This is a genomic window from Eikenella halliae (genome assembly GCF_001648475.1).
GTDB lineage: Bacteria > Pseudomonadota > Gammaproteobacteria > Burkholderiales > Neisseriaceae > Eikenella > Eikenella halliae.
Window position 1 is genome coordinate 39,853 of the sequence record NZ_LXSQ01000006.1, and the last position, 23,959, is coordinate 63,811.

The following is a 23,959-nucleotide window of genomic DNA, read 5'->3' on the forward strand; positions in this document are numbered from 1 at the left end:
TTTTTTTATACCGCCTGCCGCTGTGTACGCAGGGGCAGGCTTTTTTTACGCCTTTTTCAGGCTACCTGAAAGCTGTGTTATGAGCCAATCTATTGATTTTGCCACTATTTCAAGTGCTGCTTTAAGTTCGGTGGACAATCTGCTGGCGGAATGGCTGCCTTCCGGCCGCTATGACGGGCATGAATTTGTGGCGCTCAATCCCACGCGCGCGGATAAAAAGCTGGGCAGCTTCCGCATCAACACCCGCAGCGGGCAGTGGGCGGATTTTGCCACGGGCGACAAGGGCGGGGATTTAATCGACCTGTATGCCTACCTGAACAGCTGCAATACGGCGCAGGCGGCGCGGGCGATTGCCGAGCGTTTGAGCCTGGGTAATTTTGCGCCGGTGCAAAAGGTGGCGCTGGATGGCAGCAATGCGGCCAAGCCGGGCAAAAATACGCGCTGGCAGCCGATTGTGCCGGTGCCGCCATACGCCTTAAAAACGATGAATTTCCGCCATTCGTTCCGCCAAGGCGAGCGGGCCGAGCCGGTGTTTACTTCGGTGTTCCGCGATGCGGCCGGGCAGGTGCTCGGCGCGGTGGCGCGGTTTATCAAGTCGGACGGCTCGAAAATCGACCTGCCCTACACGTTTTGCGAAAATTTGGACACGCACGAAAAAATGTGGCGCTGGCGCGGCTGGCAGGGTTTGCGCCCGCTGTACGGTTTGGACGCGCTGGCGGCCGACCCGGCGCGCCCGGTGCTGGTGGTGGAAGGCGAAAAGTGCAAAAACGCGGCGGATGCGGCGCAGCTGGGCTATGCGGTGATTACTTGGCACGGCGGCGCGGGCAACTGGGACAAGACGGATTGGTCGGCGGTGCAGAACCGGCGCGTCATCTTGTGGCCGGACTGCGATTCGCAGCGGGAAAAACTGACTGCCGCCGAGCGCAAGGCGGGCGCGGATGCGGCAAGCAAGCCGTATTTGGACAAATACGCGCAGCCGGGCATGGCGGCGATGCTGGGCATTGCCGAACGGCTGACGGCGCAGGGCTGCAAGGTGGCGTTTGTGCACACGCCTGAGCCGGGCGTGTGGCCGGCGGGCTACGATATTGCCGATGCGCTGGCCGACCGCGGGCAGCTTATCGATGCGTTGGCGGCGTTGAGCTGGCAGCATTTGGCGGATTACACCGCCGAATATGCTGAGGTGTTGGCGGCGGCGCAGGCTTCAGGCTACCTGAAACAGGCTACCCCGCCTCCCGCACCCGCCACGGGGGGCGAGCCGCCGGAAGGCGAGGCACGCGAAAACACGGGGGGCGGCGGGGAAAATATGCCCGAAACCGCCGAAACACCGGAGGGAGAAAGCCGCTATCAGGAAAACTTCGACCGGCTGAAACGGGAATTTGCCCTCATCGAAGGCAAAAGCCGCGCGGTGAGCCGGAAAACGGGCGTGGAATACAGCCGCAAGGCGCTGACCGACCATTTTTGCAAAAAATCGGTGGATAACTGGTTTAATTGGGGTCGTGCGCCGGTGATGACCCAGTATGAGGTCAATAAGTTAAAACGCGACCGGGCGGCGTTTCAGGTAGCCCAAGACGACGATTTAAAAGATATGATGGCGCGCTATGTGTATTTGGACGGCAGCTCCAGTATTTGGGACAACAAGCTGTGGCGCATGATTGACCAGGGCTCTGCCAAGCTGGCGATGGGCAGCCAGTTTAAGATTTGGCAAGACAGCCCGGCGCGCATTGTGAAACGTTTTGACCGCGTGGTGTTTGAGCCCGGGCGGGAAATGTCGGACGAGTACATCAATATCTATCGCGGGCTGCCGCTGGCGGACAAGGTGCAGTTTCCGCGCCCGCGCGAGGAAATGCCGACTTGGTGGCTGGATGTGTTGGATTTGTACCCGGGCTGCCGCGCCATCCAAAAGCTGATTGCGCATTTGTGTAACCATGATTTGCAGATGATGGAGTTTGTGTATAACTGGCTGGCTTATCCGCTGCAGCACCCGGGGGCGAAGCTGACTACTTCGCTGGTGATGCACGGCGATGTGCACGGCGCGGGGAAGTCGTTGCTGTTTGAAGAGATTATCAAGCCGATGTACGGCGATTACGCGGCCACGCTGGGGCAGTCGGATTTGGAGAGCAACTACACGGGCAACCGCTCGGGCAAGCTGTTTATTGTCTTCGAGGAGGTTTTTAATACCAAGCAAAAATACGATCAGACGGGCGCGATGAAGCACATGATTACCGGCAAAACGATGCGCATCGAGCGCAAGTTTGTGGACAGCTACGAAGAGGCCAACCACATCAACTGCGTATTTTTATCCAACGAGGCGCAGCCGTTTAAAATCGAGGAAAACGACCGGCGCTACTTTGTGATTTGGCCGAAAAACAGGCTACCTGAAAGCCTGCGGGCGGAATTGGAGGAGGAGCTGGGCGCGGACGGGGTGCTGCAGTTTTTTATGCTGCTGTTGTCTTTGCCGCTCACTATCAATTACACTAGGCAGCCTGTCGATGCCCCCACACAGCCGGACGCGGTGGTGGAAATCGAAGCGGAAAACGCCCCGCGTTTCGACCCGCACACCAAACCGCCGATGACGGAGGCTAAGGCCAATGTGATCAATTATGGACGGTATGGGTGGCAGACGTTTTTCCACGAGCTCGAAAACGGCGAGATTGCCCGTGGGGATATTGTGATTCCGCCGAACGCGGCGGCGCGCACGGATGATATGGTGCGGCTGTATCGCTGGTGGTGCAGGGTAAACAACGAGCGTGAAATCAGCCGCAGCAAGTTTTTGCAGCATATTGCCAGCAAGCGTCCACGGCGCAAATCTTGGGTGCGTGGTTATCAGGGCAGTTCGACGGCGCGGCAGTTTTGGGTGTTTCTTTGCCCCAACGCCCCATTACTTCAGGGCGAGGCGGAACAGGATGCGCTCGGTCGGCAGTTGTTTGAGTTTGAGCGGGCAGTGGATGACATCACCCGCGCAGAGAGCGTTTAAAATGGCACACTTGGAACATTTGTGCCATTTCCCACCACCGCCGAAAACCGCATGAAATAAGGATTTGTTCCAAATGTTCCAAATGTTCCGCCAAAATTCACGCGCACGTGCGCGTGTTTTTTATGCGTGTTTCCCGCGTGCATTCTGTCTTCTTGCCTTCTCTTTTTTTTATTTCTTATGCGCGCTTAAAATATATTGGAACATTTGGAACATTTGGAACAAATCCAGCAAGGGCGGGCTTTTCAGGCGGTTTTAAAATGGCACAAATGTTCCAAATGTGCCAACATTAAAAACAAGGGATTTTTTTGCCGCTTTGTCTGTTGTTTTATCGCGGTTTTTAGTAAAATAACGGCACAATAAAAAAGCGGCAGAGGGCTGCCGCGTAAGAGGTAACAAAAGGGGCATGAGTATCATGCTGTGTTTGATTTTTCCGAGGATTCGAAAGATGCGCTGATGCGCGAATGGGCGGATTGGAGACGCCGGGCTGTGCAGGTAGGGCCGAGCGGCTACAAGCCGAGTTCTTTAAACATTTTGATGGCGGGCGGCACGCCCGGCGGTGGAGGCTTCCATTCGGTGGTGCTCTCCTACGGTGCGGATGTGGATTCGGTGTTTGTGCAAATCGACCGTGCCGTGAACCAACTGCCGATGATCCCTAAATCGGTGGTGCGCCGATACTACCAACAACCCGGCACTGTGGATCAGATGGCGGCGGATTTGGGGGTGTCGCGCCGAACGATGTATAAGCTGCGCGATTCGGCTGTTAATTCGGTGTTTGACGATGCGCGGTTAAAAAAGATGTTAAAAGCTGCTTGACAGTTTATGTAAACTGCGCGTAGCATAATATGCAAGCATGGGTTAAGTTGTATATAGCCCATGTATCCTTGATGTAGCAATAAAATGTTTCCAATCCGCCCTGCCTTATACGCAGGGCGGTTTTGGTTTGGGTGGTTTAAGATGGGACGACTTAAAAAGGCGGCTGGCCGGCTAGATTCCGGAACCAGCCGCATTTCTATTCCCGCTGGGGTATCCGGATCGGCGCGGCGCGCGAAAGGCAGTAGCAGCACGGCGCGCGGATATGGCTACCGCTGGCAACAAGCCCGGCTGCACTATCTGGCGGAACATCCGCTGTGCGCGATGTGTGCAGCCGATGGCAAAGTAATACCGGCTACCGTGGTCGATCACATCAAGCCGCACGGTGGCAATGATGCTTTGTTTTGGGATAGCACAAACTGGCAGCCGCTTTGCAAACATTGCCACGACAGCCGCAAGCAAAAACAAGAGCGGCAAGGTAGGCGGTTTGTAGGCAGGGGGGTATAAAACTCTACAGCCCTTTCCGCCCTAGACCGCCCGCCCTCTCACGCGCATTTTTTAGTGTGTTTTGGGTGGGTTTGTTAATGCTTTAGCGTTAAAGGCTTGTTTATTATTTTTATATATTGTTTTTAAAGGTTTTTTTATGGCTTTGGTTGGAAAAAAACGTAGCTTTGCGGAAGCTATTGTTGCCGCCAAGCCGGAGAGAATATCGAATCGGGCGGCGGCGTTGGAAATCGGCTGCAGTGAGAAGTGTGCGGCGGCTTCAGGGTCGCGCTGGGCGAAGGATGCGGATGTGCGCGCCTTTATCGCTTCATGCTGGCCGGAATACTACAGCCCGCCGGCAGGGGAAAAACAGAATAGAACGGCAATCCAGAACGGGTTGCCGTTTTTTTGTGCCGATGATGTGGCCGCTTGGCTGCGTTATGCCAAGGCGGCCGAGCTGCAGGTGGTGGCAGAGGCGGTGCTGGCGGCGATGCCGGCGGTTTGGGGCATCACTGCGCCGAAAATCAAGGCGTGGTTGGAGCAGGCGGATACGGCAGACGCGCTGTTTTGCGAACTTGTGCAGGTGTTTTGCCGCCGGTTGGGGGCAACTACCGAGCCCCTGCAATATTGGGACAGCGTGCTGATCAACCCGCACGCCTCGCACAAAGAGAAACAGGCGGCAGCGGAAGCTAAGGCGAAATACACCATGGCCAAACCCGCCGCACAAAACAAGAAGGAAGCCGAACTGGAGCAGGCGCAGCGCTTGCGCTACGCTCGGCGGCCAACCGATGGCGGCGCTCCGCTGTTTGAAACGGGAGACGGGCCCGGCGAAGAGACGGGCGGCCAAGCCGCGCCGTTTAAAGGACAGGTGCCGGTATGGACAAATTAAAGTGGACAACCGCCCTGCCGGACTGGGAGCGGCGCATTATGGCCGGCGAAAGTCTGGTGCCGGTGCGCCCGCTGTACCCGGATATGGCGAATCGGGCGGTGCAGTTCTTCGCCTCGCTGGTATTGCGGGATGTGCTGGGCCAGCCGCGCATCGGCGATGTAACCCGGCCGTGGGTGTATGACTTCGTGGGCGCAATTTTCGGCGCGCAGCACCCGACTACCTACCGCCGCGAAATCAACGATTTTTTCCTGTTGATTTCCAAAAAAAACAGCAAATCCACCATCGCCGCCGCCATCATGCTAACGGCGATGGATTTAGACGAGCGCGAAAGCTCGGAATATTTGATTTTGGCACCGACTAAGGAGGTGGCGGATAACAGCTTCAAACCGGCGTGGGACATGATCCGTTCCGACCCGGCGCTGAATGCTACCTATCACATTCAGCCGCACACCCGTACCATCACCAACCGCGTAACCTGCGCCACGCTGAAAGTGGTGGCGGCGGATGATAAAACCGTGGGCGGTTCGAAGGCGACGGGGATTCTGATTGACGAGCTGCACTTGTTCGGCAAGGTAGCCAACGCCGAATCCATCATCACCGAAGCCACCGGCGGCTTGTTGTCGCGCATCGACGGCTTTGTAATCAAACTTTCGACCCAATCCACCGAGCCGCCGGCCGGGGTGTTTAAGGCGGAGCTGGATTTGGCGCGCGACGTGCGCGACGGCAAAGTGGTGAACCCCAATTATCTGCCGGTGTTGTATGAATTTCCGCGTGCCATGCTGGACAGCAAGGCTTACGAAAACCCAGACAATTTCCACATCACCAACCCGAACCTCGGGGCCAGTGTGGATGTTCGCACCCTGCTGACGTTGAAACAGAAGGCGGAAGCCAAGGGCGGCGAGGCAATAGCCGAGTTTTACGCCAAACACCTGAATGTGGAAATCGGGCTGAACCTGCGCAACGACCGCTGGGTGGGCGCCGATTTCTGGGAGCGGCAGGCGCGCCCGGAAATGGCCGGGCTGCCCTACCTGCTGGCAAATTGCGATGTGGTAACAGCCGGTATCGACGGCGGCGGCATGGACGACCTGTTGGGGTTCGTGCTGTTGGGGCGGCTGAAGGCCGACCCGGAAAGCTGGCTGGTTTGGAGCCGGGCATGGGTGAACCGGGTGGTATTGGAGCGGCGCAAGCAGATTGCGCCGCTTTTGCTTGATTTCGAGCGGCAGGGCGATTTGCAGATTGTCGATGAATTCGGCCAAGAATACGAGCAAATGGCCGCGCTGATTGCCGAAGTACGCGATTGCGGGCTGCTCGGCGGCATCGGCATCGACCCGGCGCGCAACAGCGTGATTTTGGATGCGCTCAATCGGCACGGTTTCGTGGATAGCGATGCCACCGGGGTAAAACAGGGCTACCAGCTTACCAACGACATCAAAATGGCCGAGCAAAAGCTGGGCGAAGGGCGGTTGTTTCACGGCGGTCAGCCGTTGTTGGCGTGGAGTATTGCCAATGCCAAGGCCGAACTGCGGGGCAATGCGGTGTACATCACCAAACAGGCGGCCGGGGTGGCGAAAATCGACCCGGTGATTGCGTTGTTTTGCGCGGTGAACATCATGCAAGACCCGAAATTGGGCATGGACAGCCCGGGGATTATCACACTATGAGACTTTTTAAATGGTTTTCAGGCAGCCAAAAGGCCGAACCGCAGGCGGCGGGTGCCAACCCGGCGCCAGCCTCCGGCATCGTGCCCGGCACGCCGGCCTATGCCTGGCTCACCGGCGGCGCGGCAGGCTACGGCAAGCCCTTGTCGGAAACGGCGGCGCTCTCGCAGGGCACGGTGTATGCCTGCGTGGGCTTGCTCTCCGGCGCGCTGGCCTCCATGCCGCTGCACCTGTACCGCCACACCGACAACGGGCGCGAGCGGGTGCGCAATGATTTGTGGCGCATTTTGAACGAGCAAATGCAGACCCGCTGGACGGCGGCGTTGGGCTGGGAATTCGCCATGCAATCACTGCTGCTGCACGGCGACGCATTTTTCCGCATCGACCGCGCCAGCTTGTACAGCAACCGCATTGTCGGGCTCACGCCGCTGCACCCGCTCACAGTAGAGGTGCGCAAGCAAGACGGCCGGCTGCTGTATCTGTACAACGATGACGGGCAGATTCTGGTGTACGACCAAGATGACGTGCTGCACGTTCCCGGTTTGGGTTTTGACGGCAAGCGCGGCATGAGCCAAATCAGCTATGTGCTGCGCCAGCCGGTAAACATTGCCACCGACGCGGGCAATCAGGCCGGCGCGTTTCTGGGCGACGGGATGCGGCCGGATTTGGTGCTGCAGTCGCCGGCCGGCACGAAACTGGGTGGCGAGCAAATCGACTTGGTGCGCCAGCAATGGCGGGCGCGCTACAACGGTGTTTCCAACAGCGGCGCCCCGGTTATCCTCACCGGCGGCATGGATTTGAAGCAGATCACCATGACCGCCGTGGATGCCCAACTTTTGGAAACGCGCAAGCTGCAGGCGCACGAAATCGCGCAGATTTTCGGCGTGCCGCCGCACATGATCGGCATGACGGAAAAAACCACATCGTGGGGCAGCGGGATTGAGCAAATGTCGCTGGGTTTTGTGAAATACACCATGCAGCGGCATTTGGTGAAGTTTGAGCAGGAAATCAACCGCAAGTGCAATGTGGGCAACGGCCTGTTTTGCGAATTTAACACCAAGGGCATTGAGCGCGGCGACCTGAAAAGCCGCAACGAATCCTACCGCATTGCCTTGGGGCGCGCCGGCGAGCCGGGCTGGATGACGGTAAACGAGGTGCGCCGTGCGGAAAACCTGCCGCCCTTGGCGGGCGGCGATGTGCTTTTTAGAGGAAATCAAGATGAAGCAGAACCTGATGCGGCTGCTGGCGCGTAACCGTGGCCGGGGGCAGTTTGAAATCAAGGCCGCCGCCGACGGCAAAGAAGCCACGGTGTATCTCTACGATGCCATCGTGGCCACCGAAGAGGAGGCGGAATGGTACGGCGGCGTGTCGGCGCAATCGTTTGTGAAACAGCTGGCCGGACTGGAGGCCGACACCATCCACCTGCGCATCAATTCGCCCGGCGGCTCGGTGTTTGCCGGGCGGGCGATGGAAACCGCGCTGCGCCAGCATTCGGCCAAGGTGATTGTGTATGTGGACGGGCTGGCCGCTTCCGCCGCTTCGTTTGTGGCGATGGCGGGCGATGAAATCGAGATGGCGCAAGGCGCGTTTTTCATGATTCACAAGGCTTGGTCGATGGCGTGGGGGAATAGCGATGAGCTGCGCAAAGAAGCCGACCTGCTGGATAAGGTGGACGGCTCGCTGGCAAAAACCTACCACGACCGCACCGGGCTGCCCGAGGACGAACTGGCCGAAATGATGGCGGCGGAAACGTGGCTGGATGCCGACGAGGCAGTGGCGAAAGGCTTTGCCGACCGCGTGGCGGAAGGCAATGCGGCGCAAAACCGCTGGGATTTGTCCGCCTACCAAAACGCCCCGGCCGCGCACGCCGACAACCCGCCGGCCCCGGCAGCCAAGAGCGAGCCGCCGGCCGAACCCGAACCGCAGCCCGACCGCGCCGCTTTGGCACGGGCGGCGCAGGTGGCTATTTTGGGCGGTGCCGCCGTCTGAAATATTTTTAGCGAAGTAACCCCGCCGCAGCTGCGGCACTATTTTTTGAAAAGGAAATGTAATGTCTCAACACATTCAAGCCCTGCGCGCCAAGCGCGACCAAGCTGCCGCCCTGTTGCAAAACTTGGTGGACAAAGACAAAACCCCGGAATGGACGGCCGACTGCCAGGCGAAATACGACCAGGCAATGGCCGACATCGCCCAAATCGACGCCGAAATCAAGCGCCACCACGATGCCATGAACGCCATCGGCGCGGGGGTGAGCGATGAAGACCGCAACCGCTTCACGCTGGACAACAGCCGCCAAGCCGGTGACAACCAGCCGCTGCGCGCCTACCTCACCGGCGGGCTGCAGGCGCTGACTGCCGAACAGCTGCAGGCGCACAAGGCGCGCCGCAACCAAGATATTCAGGCAGCGATGTCCACCAGCACCGGCAGCGAAGGCGGCTATACCGTAGCCACCGAATACTACCGCCAGCTGACCGAAGCCATGAAACAGAGCGGCGGCATCCGTTCGGTAGCACGCATTCTGCAAACCAGCACCGGCGCACAAATGCTGTTCCCCACTGCCGACGCCACCAGCGAGGAAGGCGAAATCGTGGGGCAAAATGCGACGGTGGGCGCGGCGGATACCACCTTCGGGCAAATCAGCATGGATGTGTACAAATACTCCTCCAAAAAGATTGCCCTGCCCTTCGAGCTGATTCAGGACAGTATGTTCGACATTGAGGCGTATATTCAGGCGCTGTTGGCGCGCCGCATCGGCCGCATCACCGACAAGCATTTCACGGTGGGCACCGGCACCAACCAGCCGCGCGGGCTGATTACCGCCGCTACTGTGGGCAAAGCAGGCAAAACCGGTCAAACCACCACCATCACTTACGATGACTTGGTGGATTTGGAACATTCGGTCGACCCGGCCTACCGCAACGGCGGCACCGTGGGCTTTATGATGCACGATGCCACGCTGAAAGAGCTGCGCAAGCTGAAAGACAGCGACGGCCGCCCGATTTTCGTGCCCGGCTACGAACAGGGCAACCCCGGCGGCGCGCCTGACCGCTTGTTGAACCGCCCGATTTACATCAATCAGGCAATGGAACCGATGAAAGCCAATGCCAAATCGGTAGCCTTCGGCGATTTCTCCACCTACTTCATCCGCGAAGTGATGGATTTAACCCTGTTCCGCATGGCGGATTCGGGCTTTATCCCGAGCGGGCAAATCGGCTTTATCGCCTTCAACCGCCAAGGCGGCAACCTGATTGACGTGGGCGGCGCAGTGAAGCTGTATCAAAACAGCGCCACTTAATCCGGATAAGGCGGGGTAACCCGCCTTTATTGGCTCTTTTTTGGAGATAAAATCATGGCAAAAAACAAAGAAAATCCAGCCGATGAGGCAGAAAAAGGCGCTACCGCGCCGCTGCCGCCCGGCAACGAAAGCAACCCGCCAGAGGATACGCCGGCAACAGATACGCCGGCAGAGGGCGGCGAAAACCCCGCTGCAACGGGCGGCGATACCGCCCCGCCGCTGGAAAACCCGCCAGCCCCGCCGGGCGAAACCGTGGCTGACAAGCCGACCGAAGCCAACCCGCCGCCGCAGGCCGGATTGTTCGGCAGTGGCGGCACGGTGCGGGCACGGGTGATCTGTGCCGGGACGTTTGGCGCGGTGGATGACGTCGTGGAAGTGGCGGCAGAGTTGGCGGCGCAGTCGGACGAGCTGGATGCCGACCCGGCGGCGGTAGCTTACGCGGAGAGCCTGCAACATGGCCTTGCTTGATTTGGTTAAAGCCCACCTGCGCATCGACGGCGACGAGCACGATACGCTGCTGCAACACCTGATTGCCTCAGCCACCGCCGAATGCCGCCGCTTTACCGGGCTGAAAGCCGATGCCGCCGAGCTCTCCGAGCCGGATATCCAAACCGGCATCCTGCTGGCGGTGCAGGCCGATTTTGACGGCAACCCGGCGCAGCGCACGGTGTATTTGCGTGCGGCGCAGGCGTTGTGGACGCCGTTTTGCCGTCAGTTCGGCGTGTGAACGGATTTCAGGCTGCCTGAAACAGGATGAAGCAATGCTTCGCGGTATTTCAGGTAGCCTGAAATTGGTGTTTCGCTTGGGGAGTTGCTAAGATGGCTGCCTTTACCAAACAAGGAAACAGCAATGAAAGCAGCAGTGTGTTTGGGCGTGGTTTTAGCCTTATTTTCTGCCGCCGCAGGCGGGCAGCCGCCAACCCGTGCACAACGGGAGGCGGCACGCTTTGAATTTAACGACCAATTTTGCCGACGCGAGGCCTATTTTTCCAAAATGCTGATGTGGCAGCGGCAACATGATTGGGCGCTGACCGATTCGCTGAATTGGATGGATGAGGAACTGAAAAACCATCCGAACCGGATAGATACCACCAATAAAAGCCTATACAACACCATTGCCCGAGAAGCGCATTTTTATCCCGTGTCCGCCACGGAGGTGGAAAAGCAGCGGGTCAGCAATGATTTTGAGGCGACCCATTATCATAAGTGCATGGACGCGCTGGCGGACGATTAGCCGCCGAGCAGGCGCATGAATTCGGCTTCGTTCAGAATTTGGATCGGATGCCCGGCTGCCTGCAACTCCTTGGCGCGGCGCTCTTTGCTGCTGATGCCGTTTTTCACAGCGGATAAATCGGTGGCGCCCAGCACTAATATGGTGGTTTTCGGGCTGACGTTGGCGGTGCAGCGGCAACCGGCATCGGCGGCCATCTGCTGGATTTCGGGGCGTGGCCGGCTCAAATCGCCAGTGAAAACCACGGTGTGCCCGTAGAGGTGTCCGTGTGGGTTGGCGTCGGTGTTGGTGCGCCGGTTGCGGGCTTGGTAGTCGTTATCGACGGTGAGGTGGCTGCTGTTATCCAGCATATAGCGGAATACGCCCAAGGTGGTGAGGCAGTCGGCTAGGGCGCGGTGGGCGTGGGTAACGCGCACACCGCAATCGGAGGCGGCCTGTATCAGGCGGTGGCGGCGCGGCTTTTCACGATGCCGGGCGGCATACCATTGGCTGTACAGCTTCATCATGCAGCCGGCGCGGTATTCGGCTAGGGCGATGCCGTGCAGGATGGCGCTTTGCTGCATCAAGCGGATGTCGAAATCGGCGTTGTAAATCAAAATCGGGCGCTCGGCGGCAATATCGATTAGCTGCTCCTGAACCTGCGGCCAGCTTGGAGCATCCAGCAGTTCGCTGTAGCGGATGCCGTGAACGGACGCTGCTTCATTATCGTCGCCATAGGGGCGGCTTGGCTTGACCGTGGTATTCAGTAGGATGTTGCCGATAGTATCAATGACGGCAATTTCAATGACTTCATCGCTGCTGCCTAGCCCGGTGGTTTCGGTGTCGAGAATCACGCCGTTTTCGGCATACGCCGCTAATTCGCGGGCTAATGGGTGTTGGGCGGCCATGTTTTTTCCTTTAACGTTGGGCAAAGGGGAAATCATAGGTTGGTTGGTGGGGTTTGTATAGCAGGCTACCTGAATTTCAGGCAGCCTTTTTTTTATTGGGAGCAGGCAATGCGGGCCGGGGAATTGAATACGCGGGTGACGGTGCAGCGCAAGGTGAAAACCGCCGATACGAGCGGCGCGACGGTGTGGGGTTGGCAGGATATGTTGCAGCTGTGGGCGGATGTGCGCCATGTTTCCGGGTTGTCCAAGCTGAAGGCGGATCAGGAAATCAGCGTGGTGCGCGCCAGCGTGCGCATCCGTTTCAGGCGCGATATTGACCACACCATGCGGCTGAAGCTGCCGCACGGCGCGGTGTACGACATCAAGGCGGTGCTGCCGGACGAGGAAAAACACCGCTTTGTGGATTTGGTGTGCGAGAAGGCGGAATAAATGCTGGAATTGGATGTGGACTTATCGGCTGCACTGGGACAGCTGGACGGTTTGGCGGATCGGGTGGGGCAGGAATTGCGCCCGGCTACGCTGGCCGGGGCAATGCTGGTGCGGCGCGAAGCGGAAGAACGGGCGCCGAGGAGCGAGGCGGCGCACTGGTTTTACAGCCGCCGGAACAAAGACGGCACGGCCGGGCGCAAATACTTATTTGAGCCGGGCAGCCTGAAAAAGGCGATCTATATCCGGCACATCGACGAAAACAGCCTGAACGGGCAGAGAGAGGAATACAAAATCGGCTGGCGTAAGAACCCGTCGAACAAAGGTTATGTGCCCTATGCGCACATGGTGGAATACGGCACGGTTCGCACGCCGGCGCAGCCGTTTTTGCGCCCGGCCTTTGATGCGATGCGTAAGCAGGCGGAACAGTTGATTATCGAGCGCATTAAGGAGGCGGCTCGTGGAAAAGACCATTATTGATGCCATCCGCTCGGCGCTGCCGACGGTGGAGGTGTATCACGATTTTGCGCCGGATGATGCCGGCAGCCCGCTGGTGGTATTGCAGCGGGTGGGCGGCGCGGGCAATCTGTTTATGGATAATGCCACGCCCGGCGGCTATCAAATCCGGCTGCAGCTGGCGGTGTGGGCGGTTTCACGGCTGGAGGCGGTGTCGCTGTCGCTGCGTATCGAAAAAGCGCTGGCCGCGCTGCCGGGCGTGGCGCCGATTGGCGCGGCGCAGGCGGATTACGATCCGGATACCGAACTGCGCGGGATGAGGCAGGATTTTTATGTATTGGAATAAGCAGCGCTTGGCTGCGTAAATTTTGTTTGGCTGTTCGCCGTGGGCGGGCAGCTTTTTTTGTGCCCGTTGCGGGCGTTTTTTTATGGAGCAGTGAATTATGGCTATGACTTTGCCGAACGGTTCGACCGTGTTTATCGCAACCGAAATGGAAGCGGAAAAACCCTTTACCGGCGCCAGCAATGCGGCGGAATGTGTGCTGACTGCCACGGCGCACGGCCTGCAGAACGGCGATTACATCTTGGTGAACAGCGGCTGGGGCGATTTGAACGGCTGTGTGTTTAAAGTGGGCGATGTGCAGGCTAACACCGTGAAGCTGATCGGCATCGACACCACCAACCTAACCCGTTTCCCGGCCGGCAGCGGCGGCGGCACCTTGAGCAAGATTAAAACCTGGCAGCAGCTGCTGCAGATTTTGGAATATTCCACCTCCGGCGGCGAACAACAATATTACGACTATGCCTTTATGGAAGACGGTATTTCGCGCCAGCTGCCGACCACGGTATCGCCCACGCAAATCAGTATCTCCCTGGGCGACGACCCGACCCTGCCCGGCTACCAGGCGGCGGTGAAGGCGAGCCGTGCGGGCAAACAGGTGCCGCTGCGGCTGAACCTGAAAAACGGCAGCGTGGTGGTGTACAACGGTTATTTGTCGGTAAACGAAACGCCGACTACTACCATGAACGAGGGCATGAAGATTCAGGCGTCCTACGCCATGAACGGCCGCCCCAACCGCTATCTCGGCTAAGGAGGGCTGAAATATGGCAAGCAAACTGAAACTGCAACCGAACCCGACCTTTAAATTCAAGGTGGAGATTCCGGTGCCCGGCTGTGAGGCCGTGCCGGTGGAATTTGAATTTCGCCACCGTGTGGCGGCGGATGCCTATAAATTTTACGGCGAATGGTTGGCGCGCGATGAGTTCGGCGGCGACGGCGACACGGAGATGTTGTATGCCTTAATTGCTGGCTGGGACATCGAAGAAGATTACAGCCGCGACAATCTTGCCCTTCTGCTGGCGAACTATCCAGCCGCCGGGCAAGCTTTGGTGGATGGTTACCTTGACGGTCTGCTAAACCGCCGCCGGGGAAACTGATTGCCGCCGCCCGCGCCCTGTATCGGCCGGAAGCCTCGCAGGCAGAAATGGCGGCTTTCGGCCTCACGCCGGATGATTTCGGCGAAGAGGATGCGGTGCAGGTGTGGCCGGACTGTTGGGCGGCGGTACAGCTGTTTGCGGCGGTATCCACCCAGTGGCGGGTGAGTATGGCCGGGGCTTACGGGCTGGACTACGCCGCGCTGTTCGGCGTGATGCGCTCGTGGGGCATCCGCAAGAAAAAACGGGCGGAAATGCTGCACGATATTAGGGTGATGGAGCAGGCGGTATTGGATATGTGGCAGGAGGGTAAAAATGGCTGATTCAGTAGTAACCATCGGCGCGGAAGTGTCCGGCCTGAAATCCGGGGTGGAAGAGGCCAAGGTATCGTTGCGCTCGCTGGCGGAAACGGCGGAGAGAGCCGGGCGCCGGGGTGCGGACGGGCTGGATAAAATCGGCCAAGGCGCGGGCGACAGCGCAAAAGAGGTGGAGCGCGCCAACAAACGCCGCGAACGCTCTTATGCCTCACTGGAAAACGCCATCAAACGCGATATTGCGGCAATGCAGGCCGGCAGCAAAGCCAGCCGTGCCTACTACGAGGCTTTGGCCGGGCAGCGCGGTTTGGATAAAGCCCGGCTGACGCCGCTGCTGCATGATTTGGAGCGGGCGCGCGAACTGCATTTGGCTAATGTGGCGGCAGCGCGGCAGCACAAGCAGATGGTGGGCAATATCACGCTTGGGCAATACAACAATGCCATGCGGCAGGTGCCGGCGCAGTTTACCGACATCGTAACCCAGTTGGCGGGCGGGCAAAACCCGCTGCTGATTGCCCTGCAGCAAGGCGGCCAGTTGCGTGACAGTTTCGGCGGCTTCGGCACGATGTTTCGCGGCCTGGCGGCTTCGGTGTCGCTGGGCAAGGTGGCACTATTAGGCTTTGGCGGCGTGGTGGCTGGTTTGGGCTATGCCATGAAACAAGGTAGCGAGGAGGGGCGCGAATACCAAAAAGCAGTGATTTTTTCCGGCGACAGCGCCGGGCTGACTGCCGGCCAGTTGGCAGATTTGGCTTTATCTGTGGGCAAGGTGAGCGGGCGCTATAGTGAGGCGCGCGAAGCGGTATTGCAGTTTGTGTCCGGTGGGCGGGTGGCGGCGGATGACTTCGCACAGTTTACCCAATCAGTGGTGCTGCAATCGCAAGCCACCGGCAAGTCGGTGGAGGATTTGGCGGCTAAGTACGTGGAAATTGCCAACGACCCGCTCAAAGCGGTACTGCAGTTGTCGCGTACTTACCAAAGTATGACGGCGGATGTGTATGCCCAAGTGAAAGCCCTGCAGGAACAAGGACGGGAGCAGGATGCCATCCGCCTAGTGCAGGGCAAATACGCTACCGAATCGGAAGAGATGTCGCGGCGGGTGGTGCAAAACCTCGGCGCGATTGAAAAGGCGTGGCTGGGCATTAAGAACGCTGCCTCCGGTGCTTGGGAAGGTATGAAAAGCATCGGCCGTGATGCTACCAAGCAGGAACAACTGGATACGTTGAACCGAAGCATCCGTGAGCGAGAGGAATATCAGCGCAATCATCCCGGCAGCCGCTTGTTTAGCGAACAGGCTCTGAATGCCGACCGCGCGGCGGCTGCTAAGTTGCAGCGCGAATTGGCGCAAGAAAACCAGCAGGCAAAACTACAGCAGGAGGAGGCTCAGAAACGCCGCCGCAGCGTAGAGATTTTAGATGAGACCAACCGGGCATATGAACGCAACCTGACCGCACGAGAAGAAGAAGCGCGGACAATCGCCCGTTTAAACCGCAATTTGGCCGAATTCAAGGCCGACCGGAATAATTCGCCGGCACAGGTGCGGCAAATGGAGCAGCAGACAGCTAGGCTGGTGGCGGCGGCACGCCAAAAACGCGAACAGGCCGAGCAGCGCGAACAGCGACGCAGCCGGCCGCGTGGCGAGCGCAATCAGTTTGCCACCACGGCGCAGGGTTTGCGGCTGAAGCCTTCGGCCATCGGCACGGTGAACGGGCAGGCGCGGTATGTGGCGCCGGGCACGTTTGCCGCCGCGCAGGCCATGCAGCAGCTGCTCGGCAACAAATTGGTGCATTTCTCGGCTTTTAACGACGATTACCACCATTCCGAAGCCTATTTCCGGCGCAAGGGCAACCGCAGCTCCGGCACGCACGGGGCGGGTTTGGCCTTCGATTTTTCAATCCGCGACCCGCGCAAATCGGAGGAAGTGGAACGGCAAATCCGGGCGTATTTCCGCGAACTCGGCTTGTCGGAAAAAGATTTCACGCTGATTAACGAATACAAGCGGCCGAGTGCCGGGGCAAACGGCGGGCATTTCCACCTAAACTGGAATAATGCCCGTATTGCCGCGCAATTTGCCGGCGGGCTGGACGGCCGCGCCAAGGCATTTGCACGCGGCGGGCTGTTTGCCGAGGCGGAAAAAGCGGCTACCCCTTACGAGCGGATGCTGGCCCGGCTGACGCAGCAATCAGAAAAGGCCAGCCTGCAGGCGCAGTTGTGGTCGGAAAACCTGGGCAAATCGTTTTCGCACCAGCTGGAATTGCTCGCCAGCCCGGAATATCAGAAATTCAGCGCCACCGAGAAGGAAACGCTGCTGGCTTTGGCACGAAAAGCCGACGCGCAGGAGCGGGTGAACAGCGTAACCGAGAAATACGAAACGCTGATTCAGACGCTGGCGCTGGAAACCAACAAGGGCTTTGCAGATAAGGCGTTTGAATTATCGCTCACCGGCAAAACTGCCGACGAAATCGACCGGCTGCGCTTGGCGCGCGAATACGACCTGAAAATCCAACAGGCCATCGCCGACGGCGCCAGCCCGGAAATCGTGGACGGATTGCGGCAGCAACAGGAAGCGGCCGAAAAGGCACGCAAGGAATTCCAGCTGTTGCGGCAGGCGCAAAGCGATGACTGGATGGCCGGCATTAATGACGGCTTCGTTCGTTATACGGATTCCTTTAAGGGAATGCGTGAGGAAATGGCGGACGGGGTGGAGCAATCGCTGGGCAAGATGTCGGACGCGCTGGGAACGTTTGTGGCTACCGGCAAGCTGGATTTCCGCGAATTCACGGTTTCGGTGTTACAAGACCTATCTAAAATGCTGATTAAAATGGCGATTTTAAATGCCATGAAATCGGCATTCGGCGGTTATGCCGACGGCGGCGTGGTGGGTGGGCTCAAAGCCGAACTCAAAGGCATGAAAAGCCTGGCGGTTGGCGGCTACACCGGCGACGGCGGCAAATACGAACCGGCCGGCATCGTGCATCGCGGCGAGGTGGTGTTTTCGCAGGCGGATGTGCGGCGCTTCGGCGGGGTGCATAAAGTGGAGGCGGCGCGCTTGCGCGGCTATGCCGACGGCGGCGTGGTGGGGATGACCCCGGCGCTGGCGGCGGCGGTGTCCGGCGGCGGGCAGCCAAACAATATGCAGGTGAGCATTGTGATCAACCAAGACGGCAGCAGCGAAGCCAGCAGCCAAGGCAACAGCGAAATGGCTAAAGCGTTGGCGGTGGCGCTGCCGGGCATGATTGAGCAATGGTTCGTGGATAACGTGGCCCGTGTGGGCGGGCGTTACCACCGGAGTAATTAAATGGCAATCGAAACATTCGGCTGGCCGGTGGAGGCCAAGCTCACGGCAGAGCACAAATTCGCCGTGCGCACGGTGAAATTCGGCGACGGCTACGAGCAACGGCAGGCGCTCTCGCTGCGGCCCAAGCTGCAGACTTGGGAAGTAACCTTGGGCGGGCTGCCGGAAACGTTGGCACAAGTGCGGGCGTTTTTGGATGCCCATGCCGGGGTGCGGGCGTTTTATTGGACGCCGCCGGGGCGGGAAAGGCTGCTGGTTAAGGTGGCGGAATACCGCGAAGCGCACCAGGGCGGCAAGGTGTGGCAGTTGTCTTGGAAATTTGAAGAGGTGCTCGCATGAACCCGCGTATGAAGCAGTTGTCGATTCCGATGCTGCGGGCGTTGTCGGCGGCGGATCAGGGCGTGTTGGTGGATTTGTGGGAGTTGGATTTGCGGCCGTTGGGCGGCGAAATCCTGCGCTACTGCAATTTGCTGAACGAACTCTCGCAGCCGGTGGTATGGAAGGGGCAGGCTTATCAGGGTTTGCCGATTCAGGCCGATGGTTTCGAATCGAGCGGCCAGGGGGCGGGCAACCGGCCCAAGGTTACGCTGGCTAATGTGTACGGCACGGTTACCGGCTTGTCCGAGCAGTTCGGCCAGCTTATCGGCGCGGAAGTATGGCGCCGGCAGACGTATGCCCGCTTTTTGGATGCCGCCAACTTCGCGCTGGGCAACCCGCAGGCCGACCCGGCGCAGGAAATCGTGAGCAAGTATCTGGTGGAGCGGATGGTGTCGCTTACCGCCGAATCGGCGCAGTTCGAGCTGGCCGCACCGTCGGAAGCGGACGGGGCGGTGATTCCGGCGCGGCTGATGCTGCACGATTACTGCCCGTTCGATTATCGCGGCGAAGCCTGCGGCTATCGGGGCCGGCCGGTGGCCGACCGCTTCGATATGCCTACTGACGACCCGGAAAAAGATGAATGCAGCCGCAAGCTGCAGGGCTGCAAGGCGCGCTTCGGCGAAACCGCCGCTCTGCCCTTCGGCGGCTGGGTGGGGGTGGATAAAACTTTGACGGCCTCTTAAGGCTACCTGAAAAGGCTACCTGAAATGTTGAAACTGACTAAAAACGTGCAGGCGGAAATTTTGGCGCACGCGGCCAAGGAAGCGCCGCAAGAATGCTGCGGCCTGATTGTGCAGGCGGGCGGGAAACAGTTGTATCGCCCCTGCGGCAACGTGGCGGCCGACCCATCGGTACGTTTTGAAATCGCGACGCTGGATTTAATTGAAGTGTCGGATCAGGGCGAGGTGTGCGCCATCGTGCATTCGCACCCGCAGGGCGAACCGTGGCTGTCCGGTGCCGACCGGCAAATGCAGGCGGCCAACGGCCTGCCTTGGGTGCTCGCTGTTTCAGGTAGCCTGAAAGTGTTCGCGCCGGTGCCGCATTTGCGCGGGCGGGTGTTTGAATACGGGCGTTTTGACTGCTACAGCCTGTTGGCGGATGCCTACCATCTGGCGGGGATTGATTTGCCGCCGGTGCAGCGTGGCGATATAGACGATGACGCAGCGCAGGGGCGTTTTTTGGCGCTGGCATCGGCGGCAGGGTTTGCGCGGGTGCGCGATTTGCAGCCCGGGGACGTGGTATTGACCGAATTCGACGGGCTGGCTTCGCACGTGCTGCTGTATTTGGGCAACGGCGAAATGCTGCACCACGCTTTCGGCCAATTAAGCCGCCGCGATGGCTACGGGCCTTATTGGCAACGGCACACGCACAGCGTTTGGCGGCACCGGCAATGGCAGCCTGAAATGCTGCAGGCGGTGCTGAATGATTTGGAACACGCATCATGATTACAGTTTGCTTGCACGGCGGCCTGCGCGAATACGGCCGCCGTTTTGATTTGCACGCCGCCAGCCCGGCGGAGGCGCTGCGGGCGCTGCTTGTCCAGCTGCCCGGCTTTCGGGAGATTTTAAGCAGCGGCTTTTATCAAGTGCGCTTCAACGGCCACGATTTCTGCGAGGCGGAACTGGAGCACGAATTCAGGCAGCCTGAAAGCGGTATTTTGCACCTTGTGCCGCGCATTCAGGGCGCGGGCAAGGCAGGGCAGATTATCGCCGGCGTGGTGTTGATTGTGTTCGCCTGGTGGAATCCGTTCGGCTGGGCGGCGGCCGGGGCATTGATGAGCGCCGGTGTGGGTTTGGTGGCGGGCGGGATTGCGCAGATGCTGGCGCGGCCGCCGAAATTGGACACCGAGCAGCGCGGGCAGAAAACGGGGCGCAATACGGCGTTTTCCAATTTGGACAACACGGCGGCGCAAGGCCAGCCGGTGCCGTTGGCTTACGGCGAGGCGTATTGCGGCAGCCGGGTGGCGTCGCAAGGCGTGATGTCGCGCCGGGTGGATACCGACGGCGATCCGGTGTTGCAAAATCCGACGGCGGCCGACGTTACCCTGCGGCTGGTAAAAACGCCGATTGCCGGACAGGCGGCCAAAGCGCCGAACGGGCAGTATTACGACACGGATTTTAATGATGATTCGGTGCGCGCCCGCAACTACACGGCGGCACTGCAGCAAAATTAGGAGTAAACAATGGGTGGGCAGAAAAGCGGCGGCGGCGCGCGTACGCCGTATGAAGCACCGAATAAGTTGTCTTCGGCGCAGATGCTGCGCATCGTGGACGTGATCAGCGAAGGGGTGGTGGCCGGGTTTGCCAACGGCAACGATGCGCCGTTTAAAAGCGTGTTTTTTAATGATACGCCGGTGCAAAACCCGGACGGCAGCTACAACTTCAAAGGCGTAACGGCGGTATTCCAGCGCGGCACGCCCGACCAATCCTATATTCCGGGCTGGGAGAGCGTGGAGCGCACGGTGTCGGTGTCCAATCCGGTGAAAAACCAAAGCCCGGTTATCCGCACCGTATCCGACGGCGGCCCGACCCGGCTGCGGGTGACGGTGGGGGTGGAGCGCAATGCGGCAATACAAGATAACGGCGACACGCTGGCGGCGAATACCACGCTGATTATCCAGCTGCTCAACGATGACGGCGTGCAACAGCAGCGCCATGTGAACTTTACCGAGAAGGGCAGCGGCGCGTTTTACCATGACGAGGTATTCGACCAGCTGCCGAAAGCGCCGTTTTCGATCAAGGTTTCGCGCCCCACGCCAGACAGCAACAGCGACAAAATCCAAAACAACACCTTTTTTGCCAGTTACGTAGAGATTACGGATGCCAAACTGTGCTACCCGTTTACCGCGCTGGCGGCTTTGAGTATCGATTCCGACCAGTTCGGCGGGCAAAACCCGCGCCGCAACTATCTGATTCGCGGCATCGAGGTGCAGGTACCATCCAATTACGACCCGGAAACGCGCACTTACAGCGGCTTGTGGGACGGCAGCTTTAAAACCGCCTGGACCAATAATCCGGCCTGGGTGTTTTACGATTTGGTGCAGCAGGAGCGCTACTCCACGCTGGCCTTGCGCCTGGCGCCGGAAGACATCGACAAATGGAGCCTGTATCAGGTAGCCCGTTATTGCGACGAGATGGTGCCGGACGGCTTCGGCGGCCGCGAACCGCGCTTTACCTGCAATGCCTACCTGACCGACCGTCGGCAGGCGGGCGAGCTGCTCACCGAACTGGCCTCAGCCTTTTGCGGTATGCCGCTGTGGAACGGCAACCAACTGTCGGTATTGTTGGATCAGGGCGGCGACCCGGTGGCGCAATACGACAACAGCAATGTGGTGGACGGGCAGTTTGCCTACAACGGCGTGGCGCTGAAATCCACCTACACCGCCGTATTGGTGCGCTTTGCCGACAAATACGACAGTTACCGCAGCAAAACCGAATATGTGGCCGATGCAGAGGCGGTGGCGCGCTACGGCTTAAATATCCAGTCGGTAACCGCGTTCGGCTGCACCACGCGCGGGCAGGCGGTGCGTTACGGGCAATGGATACTGCAAACCGGGCTGCGCCAGCAGGATGCGGTGTCGTTTACCGTGGGGCGCGAAGGGCTGAAACACCTGCCCTACGACATTATCCAAATCGCGGACAACCACTTTGCCGGCGCACAGCTGGGCGGGCAGGTGCAGGCGGTAAGCGGCCGGGTGGTTACCCTCGACCGCACCATCACGGAAAATTTGGCCGGTTGGTGGTTCCAATACCTTGCGCTCGAGCAAAACGCACAGGGCGAAACCGTGCCGAAGCACTACAGCCTGAAAGTGGTTTCCCAGCCGCAGCCCAATCAGCTGCTGCTGGAAAAAGAACCGGCCTCTCTGGCCTACAACGACCATTGGGCTTTGTCCGGCAAGGTGGTGCCGCGCCAGTATCGGGCGGTAAGCATCAAAGAAAACACAGATGACGGCACTTATACCATTACTGCGCTGCGCCACGACCCGGCCAAATACGCGGCGGTGGACAACAGTGCCGCGCTGTTTGCAGCCGGTGCCACCACCAACCACGGGCGGCAGCCGCAGCTCGGCAACGGTAATTTGTCCACCAACGGGCGCGATTTAACCCTAAGCTGGGAAAACCTAAGCGCCGACGGGCAGGTGGTGAGCTACGACATCAAGATTTTTAAAGACGGCCGTTTGTGGCGGCATATCCCGGATGCGCCCAGCGCCGAAATCAGCCTGCAGGGGCTGCCCAACGGCGATTACCGCGCCGAAATTCGCGGGCGCACTGCGCGCGGCGTGCTGTCTAAACCCTTAGAAAAGGCTTGGAGCCTGAACTACACCATTACCGGGGTGCGGCCCACGCCCAAGCTGTTTGCCATCGGCTTAAATTGGACGCTGCCCAGCCCACTGCTGGCGGAAGCGCACACCGAAATCCGCTACGGCAGGAGCAACGACTTTAATCAGGCTATGCCGCTGGCGAAACTGCCCGCGCCGCAAACCGATTACCAACTCACCAACGTCAAAACCGGCGAGCATTGGTATTTCTGGCTGCGCCTGGTGGACAGTGCCGGGCTGGCCGGAGAATGGACGGCGCCGGTGGACGGGGTGTGCAGCGACGACCCCAGCCTGCTGCTCGAGCAGTTGAAAGGCAAAATCGGCAAAGAACAGTTTGCACCGGGCGCCGGGGAAGACTTGGTGAATCTGGTGGGCAACCTTGCCGGCAGCCAAGGCATGGCCGGCAACACCGGCAAGCAGGCCGGCAAGTGGGATTTTTACAGCCAAATGAACGAGGCGGATTATGTGTTATCCAAACGCATCAACGCCGTGCGTTCGCAGTTCGGTGGGCAAATCGCCACCGTGGCCGAGGAAATGAAAACCCTTGCCACCCGCACCGAAGCGCAGGCGCGCAAAGTGGAGGCGGTGGAAAGCGAGGTGGACAGAGCCAAGGCGTCGGTAACGCAGGTGGCACAGTCGTTTGCCGATTTGAGCGGCAAATTGAGCGCGGCCTACACCCTGAAAGTGAGTACCGACACCCGCACCGGAACTAAGGTGGTGGGCGGTATCTCGCTGTTGGCGGACGGTACCAACGGTCAGTCCGAGGTAGTGATTCAGGCCGACAAGCTGGTGCTGTGGAACAACAAAAAATTGCCGATGTTCACGGTGACCGGCGACAAAACCTATTTCAACGGGGATTTGATTGCCGACGGCTCAATTCTGGGGCGGCACATCAAGGCCAACCAAACCATCGAAGCGCCGGACATCCGGGGCGGTACGTTGAATATGGCGGATGGCCGCTTCATTGTGACCAAGGAGCACGGGGCGCAACTGCGTTCCGACCCGAACAGCAAGGTGGGCACGCAGTTAGATTATCGCGGCCTGATTGTACGCAACGAGAAAGGCCATGTGATGGTGCGGGTGGGTAAGCTCACCAACTGGGGTGATGATTGAT

Annotated in this window: 25 protein-coding genes; 23 read left to right on the forward strand and 2 right to left on the reverse strand. The window is 59.3% G+C overall.

The genetic code is table 11. From position 1 onward, the window contains the following. The first annotated feature begins 79 nt into the window (after positions 1 to 79). Positions 80 to 2,974 carry a DUF5906 domain-containing protein gene (locus tag A7Q00_RS01825; protein WP_064088943.1) on the forward strand — a complete coding sequence of 965 codons (2,895 nt, stop codon included), beginning with the start codon at positions 80 to 82 and terminating at the stop codon, positions 2,972 to 2,974. 252 nt (positions 2,975 to 3,226) lie between these two features. On the opposite strand, the gene A7Q00_RS13245 is transcribed toward A7Q00_RS01825, so the two are convergent. Next, on the reverse strand, positions 3,227 to 3,379 hold the full coding sequence (locus A7Q00_RS13245; protein ID WP_156503688.1) for a hypothetical protein: 153 nt from the start codon (positions 3,377 to 3,379) through the stop codon (positions 3,227 to 3,229). 12 nt (positions 3,380 to 3,391) lie between these two features. Between A7Q00_RS13245 and A7Q00_RS01830 the strand changes: the two genes are divergently transcribed. The 10 genes from A7Q00_RS01830 (at position 3,392) to A7Q00_RS01870 (ending at position 11,343) form a co-directional block, all read left to right on the forward strand. Then, entirely contained in the window at positions 3,392 to 3,787 is a 396-nt protein-coding gene (locus tag A7Q00_RS01830) for a hypothetical protein (RefSeq protein ID WP_064088944.1), read from the forward strand. Between the two features lie 141 nt (positions 3,788 to 3,928). Next, positions 3,929 to 4,291 carry an HNH endonuclease signature motif containing protein gene (locus A7Q00_RS12655; RefSeq protein ID WP_082887706.1) on the forward strand — a complete coding sequence of 121 codons (363 nt, stop codon included), beginning with the start codon at positions 3,929 to 3,931 and terminating at the stop codon, positions 4,289 to 4,291. 136 nt (positions 4,292 to 4,427) lie between these two features. Next, positions 4,428 to 5,156, forward strand: a complete 729-nt coding sequence (locus A7Q00_RS01835; protein ID WP_156503689.1) for a hypothetical protein — start codon at positions 4,428 to 4,430, stop codon at positions 5,154 to 5,156. Continuing rightward, positions 5,144 to 6,817 (forward strand): terminase large subunit, encoded by a 1,674-nt coding sequence (locus A7Q00_RS01840; RefSeq protein WP_064088946.1) that lies wholly within the window; start codon positions 5,144 to 5,146, stop codon positions 6,815 to 6,817. The genes A7Q00_RS01835 and A7Q00_RS01840 overlap by 13 nt, the downstream gene beginning before the upstream one ends. After that, entirely contained in the window at positions 6,814 to 8,067 is a 1,254-nt protein-coding gene (locus tag A7Q00_RS01845) for a phage portal protein (RefSeq protein WP_064088947.1), read from the forward strand. The genes A7Q00_RS01840 and A7Q00_RS01845 overlap by 4 nt, the downstream gene beginning before the upstream one ends. Beyond that, positions 8,033 to 8,803, forward strand: coding sequence for a head maturation protease, ClpP-related (locus tag A7Q00_RS01850; RefSeq protein WP_064088948.1), 771 nt, complete (start codon positions 8,033 to 8,035; stop codon positions 8,801 to 8,803). Before A7Q00_RS01845 ends, A7Q00_RS01850 begins: the two co-directional genes overlap by 35 nt. Before the next feature lie 61 nt (positions 8,804 to 8,864). After that, positions 8,865 to 10,109, forward strand: a complete 1,245-nt coding sequence (locus tag A7Q00_RS01855; protein ID WP_064088949.1) for a phage major capsid protein — start codon at positions 8,865 to 8,867, stop codon at positions 10,107 to 10,109. Positions 10,110 to 10,163: 54 nt separating this feature from the next. Then, on the forward strand, positions 10,164 to 10,577 hold the full coding sequence (locus tag A7Q00_RS01860; RefSeq protein ID WP_064088950.1) for a hypothetical protein: 414 nt from the start codon (positions 10,164 to 10,166) through the stop codon (positions 10,575 to 10,577). Then, a complete protein-coding gene (locus tag A7Q00_RS01865) occupies positions 10,564 to 10,836 on the forward strand; it encodes a head-tail connector protein (RefSeq protein WP_064088951.1) in 273 nt (90 codons plus the stop codon). Before A7Q00_RS01860 ends, A7Q00_RS01865 begins: the two co-directional genes overlap by 14 nt. Positions 10,837 to 10,959: 123 nt before the next feature. Next, entirely contained in the window at positions 10,960 to 11,343 is a 384-nt protein-coding gene (locus A7Q00_RS01870) for a hypothetical protein (RefSeq protein WP_064088952.1), read from the forward strand. Here A7Q00_RS01870 and A7Q00_RS01875 read toward each other — a convergent pair. Further along, positions 11,340 to 12,227: an exonuclease domain-containing protein gene (locus tag A7Q00_RS01875; RefSeq protein WP_064088953.1), complete on the reverse strand. Its 888-nt coding sequence runs from the start codon at positions 12,225 to 12,227 to the stop codon at positions 11,340 to 11,342. The genes A7Q00_RS01870 and A7Q00_RS01875 overlap by 4 nt on opposite strands. Before the next feature lie 108 nt (positions 12,228 to 12,335). Here A7Q00_RS01875 and A7Q00_RS01880 point away from each other — a divergent pair, with 108 nt between their 5' ends. The 12 genes from A7Q00_RS01880 to A7Q00_RS01935 all read left to right on the forward strand — a co-directional run bounded on the left by A7Q00_RS01880 (position 12,336) and on the right by A7Q00_RS01935 (position 23,958). Next, positions 12,336 to 12,656: a phage head closure protein gene (locus A7Q00_RS01880; RefSeq protein WP_064088954.1), complete on the forward strand. Its 321-nt coding sequence runs from the start codon at positions 12,336 to 12,338 to the stop codon at positions 12,654 to 12,656. After that, positions 12,657 to 13,133, forward strand: coding sequence for an HK97-gp10 family putative phage morphogenesis protein (locus A7Q00_RS01885; RefSeq protein WP_064088955.1), 477 nt, complete (start codon positions 12,657 to 12,659; stop codon positions 13,131 to 13,133). Next, positions 13,114 to 13,455, forward strand: coding sequence for a tail completion protein gp17 (gene gp17 / locus A7Q00_RS01890; RefSeq protein ID WP_064088956.1), 342 nt, complete (start codon positions 13,114 to 13,116; stop codon positions 13,453 to 13,455). Before A7Q00_RS01885 ends, gp17 begins: the two co-directional genes overlap by 20 nt. Positions 13,456 to 13,552: 97 nt before the next feature. Continuing rightward, positions 13,553 to 14,200 (forward strand): phage tail protein, encoded by a 648-nt coding sequence (locus tag A7Q00_RS01895; protein ID WP_064088957.1) that lies wholly within the window; start codon positions 13,553 to 13,555, stop codon positions 14,198 to 14,200. A gap of 13 nt (positions 14,201 to 14,213) precedes the next feature. Then, the gene (locus A7Q00_RS01900) at positions 14,214 to 14,546 is read left to right on the forward strand and encodes a phage tail assembly chaperone (protein ID WP_064088958.1); all 333 of its coding nucleotides are present in this window, start codon (positions 14,214 to 14,216) and stop codon (positions 14,544 to 14,546) included. A 47-nt stretch (positions 14,547 to 14,593) separates the two neighbouring features. Then, positions 14,594 to 14,866 (forward strand): DUF1799 domain-containing protein, encoded by a 273-nt coding sequence (locus tag A7Q00_RS01905; protein ID WP_064088959.1) that lies wholly within the window; start codon positions 14,594 to 14,596, stop codon positions 14,864 to 14,866. Then, positions 14,859 to 18,152: a phage tail length tape measure family protein gene (locus A7Q00_RS01910; RefSeq protein ID WP_064088960.1), complete on the forward strand. Its 3,294-nt coding sequence runs from the start codon at positions 14,859 to 14,861 to the stop codon at positions 18,150 to 18,152. Before A7Q00_RS01905 ends, A7Q00_RS01910 begins: the two co-directional genes overlap by 8 nt. Beyond that, positions 18,153 to 18,488: a phage tail protein gene (locus A7Q00_RS01915; RefSeq protein WP_064088961.1), complete on the forward strand. Its 336-nt coding sequence runs from the start codon at positions 18,153 to 18,155 to the stop codon at positions 18,486 to 18,488. Continuing rightward, positions 18,485 to 19,210, forward strand: coding sequence for a phage minor tail protein L (locus A7Q00_RS01920; RefSeq protein WP_064088962.1), 726 nt, complete (start codon positions 18,485 to 18,487; stop codon positions 19,208 to 19,210). Before A7Q00_RS01915 ends, A7Q00_RS01920 begins: the two co-directional genes overlap by 4 nt. A gap of 24 nt (positions 19,211 to 19,234) precedes the next feature. Next, positions 19,235 to 19,972, forward strand: coding sequence for a C40 family peptidase (locus tag A7Q00_RS01925; RefSeq protein WP_064088963.1), 738 nt, complete (start codon positions 19,235 to 19,237; stop codon positions 19,970 to 19,972). Next, positions 19,969 to 20,700 (forward strand): tail assembly protein, encoded by a 732-nt coding sequence (locus A7Q00_RS01930; protein WP_064088964.1) that lies wholly within the window; start codon positions 19,969 to 19,971, stop codon positions 20,698 to 20,700. The genes A7Q00_RS01925 and A7Q00_RS01930 overlap by 4 nt, the downstream gene beginning before the upstream one ends. A 9-nt stretch (positions 20,701 to 20,709) precedes the next feature. Continuing rightward, entirely contained in the window at positions 20,710 to 23,958 is a 3,249-nt protein-coding gene (locus A7Q00_RS01935; protein WP_064088965.1) for a TipJ family phage tail tip protein, read from the forward strand. Position 23,959: the final 1 nt, after the last annotated feature.